Genomic DNA, 3,480 nt, shown 5'->3' with positions numbered 1-3,480 from the left:
GGTCTTTCGGGTCGGATAAGGCCCCAGGAGAAGAATCGTTGCCGCGCCAGCCGCGAGCAGCAGCGCACAGGCTTCGAGTATTCCCGAATAGCTGCCTGTGGTGTCGAACGCGTAACCGAACAGGCTCGGACCTACAAAAGCACCGACTACGAAGATGCCGTACAACGTGGCGTAGGTCGTGGCATAGCTGCGCATCCCGAGATAGCGGGCGACCAGATAGGCCATCAGGTCGAATTCCACTCCAGAAGTGAGGCCAAGCAACAAGATAGCAATGCAGGCCATGGGAAAGCTCACATGGCCCAGCGAAAGGATGAGGCAGGAGACCGCGCCCAACGTCAATATGACCGTACCGACTGCAGGCGCCCAGAAGCGATCGACCAGAATGCCGCCAAGCAGTCGGCCGGCCACGGCCGCTATTCCAACGAGCGAGGCGAGTTGAACGACTTCGCTGGGGGACAGGCTCAGCGAGCGAAGTATGTTCTCGATGTTGGGCAGTGGCGCGGCGATTGCGAGCGACATCGGCACGAAGACGATGGCCAGGAGCCAAAAATAGCGGGAGTGGAAAGCCTCACGAGCGGTCATGCCTTCCGACGCCTTGCTCATCGCCGGCTCCGCGCTGGCATTCCTACTTGGCAACCTGGCAAAGCCCCAGAGAACCACTGGGCACGCGATCAATATGGGCATTGCCCCAACCACCAAGATCGCGACACGCCAACCACCAGTTTCGATCAACACTTGAGCCAGCGGTTTCACCACGGAGGCGAACAGGCCCGCGCCAGATAGCACGATGCCCAGGGCAAGACCTCGGCGTTCTTCGAACGCATTATTGATCACCCGCGTGAAGACGACGGGGGTCGCTCCCAACCCGAAGATCGCGATAGCCAGCCACGACAGATAGTATTGTTCGATAGAGCCGTTCGATGCCGCGAGCGTCATATAGCTCAGGCCTAGGCCCGGCAGGGAGATCGACGCCACCAGGCGCGCACCAAACCTGTCGATCAACGTTGCGAAAAATGGACCGACGATCAGAATTGCACCGGCCAACAACGACAGACCGCCAAAAATCATCGCGAAGGACCAGCCGAATTCTTCCGCGAAGATCGGCGCAAGGACGCCGATCGTGTAGAACGGAATGGCGGGCATGCCCAAGGCCGTTCCAAGCAGGCCGGCCACCACCAGCCGCCATCCGGTCCTGAACTCGTTGAAGCCTATTCCTTTCAACGGGCACTTCCTGTTTTCGAAAGTTCGGCAATCGCATCGTTGGAAAAAGACACTATTCGCAATGTATCCCAATCCGCAACCATGCAAGGTTCGCGAGTAGGTTATTATCGGCGCGAAGGGCTCTGCTCATTTCGTCCGTTAGAGTCGAATCTTCTTCTAGTAGCGGTCTTCGACTCTATACAACGCATCGCTCAGCGCCTTCATATACATTCGCCTCAATCAATGAGATCGCCTGCTTGAGCAAGCCGCCGATCGTTATTCTGGGGGCGTTGCTCGATAGGGATGACGTTGCGGCACATGCTCTCGTTGATCTTTATTCTAATCGAGTCGAAGCCGACCTCAAGCCATCGACGCGGCGCTCCGTACTGCCGGCAATGCACTTGGTTCCGAGGGCCGCAATGGCGACGACAGTGCTCATTGCCCGCTTCCAGTTGAAGCTAGCAGGGGCAGTAGCTCCTCGGCGGCACGTATTCCACTTTCCCATGCGCCATGGGCAGTTGAGAAGTTGAAAGCGTGTGTTGCTTCTCCGGCAAAGAACAGCCGGTCGCCAATGGGCCGGGCCAAGGTTTTGCGCGCGCTGGCGTATCCTGGCAATGCGTGACTGTACGAGCCGCGTATCCAGTCGGTACGACACCAGGAAGAGGCGGCGATGGGGCGAAGATGGCTGTGAACGTTGTTACCGAGGAGGGATGATAACTCATCCCTTGCAAAGGCAAACGCATCCAGCAATCCTGCTCGCTCGATTGTGACAGCACCCGTCCCACCGAAGAACCCCTCGATCAACGATCGGCCAAAGGGTCGAATGTAATAGCTGCCGGTATCGCTGCTGCGAGGATTCCCCAGCAGGTGCGTTTCGGACTCAAGTCCGTGGTTGCCGTGCAGTTCGAAGAAAAGCTTGTCGGCAAGGCCAAGCGGCAGATTGCTAGCGGCGTGGAGATGCTCATCGGCGGCTGCATCAAATGCGATCGCGCCGCTGGCAAGTACGTTCGTTGACACAGTGATCACTGCGGTGAGGGCGTCTATGGTACCGCGATCTGTCTCCAACCGCACGCCGTGATCATTTAATGCAACGCGGCGCACAGGACACGACAACCTCAGCGGCACGTCCGGAAGGTTCGCCGCGACAAGATTGCCATAGCCTTCGCGCACTCGCCAATTGCTGTCGGTCGATGCATCGTCATAAGCCAGGAAGTCAGCGATCGACAAGCGGTCCAACGGAGCGCCGTTCATGTAGCCGCTAACTGACTGGCAATAAGCGTTCCATTCGCCGTTCAACGGCAACGAATCCGACGCGCGATCACTTGCAGCCGGATTGTCTCGCATCCGCTTTTCCAGCGCATTCCACGCCACCGATGCTGCAACCTGATCTTCTGGCGTGAAGCCAAGATTGCGCCACTGCCTTTGCCACGCCGTCCGTCCCTCTGCGATCGTGAATCCGGTTGCTCGCCCGACGGCCACGAGCGGGTTGCGCTCGGCTGAATGCAGCCAGCCGCAACCCATATCCAGTGGCATTCCTGCCAGTTCGAGTGTCCAGGCACGGCCGCCCGGACGGTCACTGGCCTCGATTAAAATCACTGAACGGCGAGCTGCCGCCAGCCGGCGTGCTGTCGCAATACCCGCAGCGCCGGCGCCGACAATCGCAACATCGTAATCCATAGTTGCCTCCGCGTCGGCATTTCCAACGCCTGCCGGCATGAGTTTTACAGGGGAATTGTTACGGCTTCAACGCGCGCAGAATGTTGCTACTATACGATTATGACATTCTTCGAGACCCTCGTTGCCCTCATGGCCGTCGCCATCTTGCTGTTGCAGGTGACACGACGTTTGCACCTGCCTTATCCGGGTATCCTTGCCGCCGCGGGCGTGGCCGTGGCGATGTTGCCGGGGGCGCCAAGCATCCCGATTGACCCGCCCACGGCGCTTGCATTGTTCATTGCTCCCGTACTGATCGACTCGGCCTATGATTTCCCGTTGACCGCGGCCCGACGTATGCTGCTGCCTTTGTTCGTCTATGCCGTCGTAGCGGTACTGGTTACGACGGGCGTTGTCGTCTCGATCAGCGCACTCACGGTCGGTCTACCGATCGCGGCGGCAATCACGCTGGGCGCTATAGTCGCGCCGCCCGATGCGGCTGCAGCCACAGCGGTCCTGTCCAATTTACCGATCGACCGTCGTGTGGATGCGCTGCTGAAAGGTGAAAGCCTGTTTAACGATGCTACCGCACTGCTGCTGTTCAGTGCCGCGCTGACTGTTCATGCC

At 59.0% G+C, this 3,480-nt stretch carries 3 protein-coding genes; 1 reads left to right on the top strand and 2 read right to left on the bottom strand.

What is annotated here, in order from left to right:
* A partial coding sequence (locus tag ACXJ5O_RS22060) for an MFS transporter (protein WP_457301761.1) occupies positions 1–1,221 on the bottom strand: 1,221 nt, incomplete at its 3' end.
* 414 nt (positions 1,222–1,635) lie between these two features.
* On the bottom strand, positions 1,636–2,877 hold the full coding sequence (locus ACXJ5O_RS22055; RefSeq protein ID WP_457301760.1) for a flavin monoamine oxidase family protein: 1,242 nt from the start codon (positions 2,875–2,877) through the stop codon (positions 1,636–1,638).
* Positions 2,878–2,976: 99 nt separating this feature from the next.
* On the opposite strand from ACXJ5O_RS22055, the gene ACXJ5O_RS22050 reads away from it, so the two are divergent.
* Positions 2,977–3,480, top strand: a 504-nt coding sequence (locus tag ACXJ5O_RS22050) for a cation:proton antiporter domain-containing protein (RefSeq protein WP_457301759.1), incomplete at its 3' end; no start/stop codon positions are given.

The organism is Phyllobacterium sp. P5_D12, from assembly GCF_054049495.1.
Note: the sequence above shows the minus strand (reverse complement) of the source record. Positions and strands in the feature narration are given on the sequence as shown.

Excerpts from the sequence above, each read along its gene's own strand:
- ACXJ5O_RS22055 (WP_457301760.1), bottom strand. The coding sequence starts at position 2,877 with ATGGATTACGATGTTGCGATTGTCGGCGCCGGCGCTGCGGGTATTGCG.